The following is a 2,007-nucleotide window of genomic DNA, read 5'->3' on the forward strand; positions in this document are numbered from 1 at the left end:
CCTTCCAGGATTTCCGTCGCCCCGCCTCGAGCGAGATACCGCCCTCCATACCGTTCCAGCGTTGCCGGCGCCAGACGCATGTACTCCTGATACCGCGCCGGGTCAGTCACCTCGATGTCGACGATCACATAGGCTGCCATACCCCTCCGCCAGGCCCGAGGCCTACCCAGGTTTGCCTCGCACGACGCTCCGGCACCAAGACCGGCGCCCAGGCGGGGTCGATTCTCGGCCAACGGCCGATGCCGGCCAAGCTGCCCCAGGCGAAGGCCGTTCGATGCCCGACCCGCACAATCGCCACCCACTCGCCCGGGGGAAAGCCGTCGGCGGGCGCCGCCTGGCCGCAGCGAGGCAATCCCCGCCGGGTGACCGCCGCCTGCAGCGGTCCCCTCCAGCCTGCGCACCCTCTCCCCACAGCCGTTGCTCCCCTTCCTCTAGGTTGTCCTATACCGTATAGGTGTTGACACTTTGATCTCGCGTTTGCTTGTCACGCTTGCCTCCCCAGGGGGAAGAAGATCTCACCGGGTGTTCGGCCTCGGGTCCTGTATCCCTGATGGGAACGGCGGCGGTTGTAGAAGTCCAGGTAACGATCGAGCACAGTTTGCATAGCGGCTGCGCTGGTGAAGAACCGTCGGCGGAACTCGACACTTGCACCGCACTGCGTGCGGCGCAGTGCAGGTGTGCGCCAGAGCTCGCTGAGGATAGTGCCCTGCAATCTCTCGACGAAGCCGTTGGTCCAGGCGTGCCGAGGCTTGGTGCGAGTATGGCGGATGTCCCGCTCCGCGCAGGCCCGGTCGAAAGCTCCCCGGGATTCGTTGCCTTGATCTGTCAGGATGCGCTGGAGCGGCCAGCCGGCAGCCTGGCAAGTCGGCAAGACCCGGCCCGGTCAAGAGGCGGGTGGCGGCCTGGGCCGAGAACTCCAAGCTCACCTGAGCCACGGCGAACGAGCAAGCCGCGTCGCAGGCGGTGTATTGCCACACTTTCCCCACGCCCTTCAGCTTGCCCACGTAGAACGTATCCACACACACCAGTTCCCCAGGCTGGTTCGCCTGGATGTGCGGTGCCTGACGGCGCTGAGCGGCGGCCAGCTGGCGTCGCGTCCGTTCGGTCAACAATCCCGCTGCCTGAGCGCTGTGCGCTTCGAGCACCGCCAGACGCTCCCAGCGGGTCTGCAGCCCCATCCGCCGCAGCAGCCGGTAGATCGTGCTGGGGGCGATGCGCAGGCCGCCCTGTTCCGGACGGCGGAGCTGGTCGGCCAGCTGAACTGGACCCCAAGCGAGCCCAGCCGGCGGGGGTGCAGGCCATCCCGGCCGTAGGCCAGGTACCGCTTCCGCCAACGGTAGAACAAGGTGCGCGAGATCCCGAATTCCCGGCACGCCTGCGTCACGTTGTGCAGCTCTTGCGCCCGCGCCATGACGCGCAGACGAAACGCGTGTATGCTGTCTTCGAGGGTCATGGATGCTCCTCCCCGTCTCCCCATAAGGGGACTCTGTGCAACGGGAAGGATACGTCACATGACCCTCGTTCACTGTGTACACCTTTACGAAACAGTACACTCTAGGTCGGTCGGGCTGCGGCTTCTGGCAAATAGGGGCCCGTTGGGACTCACTGATTTCTAAGCTGGATTCAGGGGAGGCATCAATACAATTCACAAAGTCTGTCCATATGCCGCCAACCCGCTTGCCCCTGAGGATTCGGGGCCCTTAGAGGAGAATGTGCATGTCTACCCGTACCATCCTTGCGATGGGGTTGCTGATGGCGGCGCTCGCCGCCGGATGCGCGCCGGCCGCATCTCCCATCGAACCGGCCAGCCCCGAGCCCCCAGCGCCGCAGCCGACCCAAGCTCCGGTAGCAGGCGAGCCGACGCAAGCCGCCGGCGCAGCCACGTACACCTTCATCCCCGGGGAAACTGTCGCACGCTTCGTCATCGACGAGGTGCTCGCAGGCAATCCCAAGACGGTGGTCGGCGAAACGGCCGCCGTGACCGGGGAACTCACGCTGGACTTTGCC

The 2,007-nt window shown here is 65.7% G+C and carries 1 protein-coding gene; it reads left to right on the plus strand.

All coding sequences use genetic code 11. The features are described from left to right. Window positions 1-1,716 precede the first annotated feature (1,716 nt). Window positions 1,717-2,007, plus strand: a 291-nt coding sequence (locus tag MUO23_03780) for a hypothetical protein (GenBank protein MCJ7512072.1), incomplete at its 3' end; no start/stop codon positions are given.

Source organism: Anaerolineales bacterium (assembly GCA_022866145.1).
Classification (GTDB): domain Bacteria; phylum Chloroflexota; class Anaerolineae; order Anaerolineales; family E44-bin32; genus PFL42.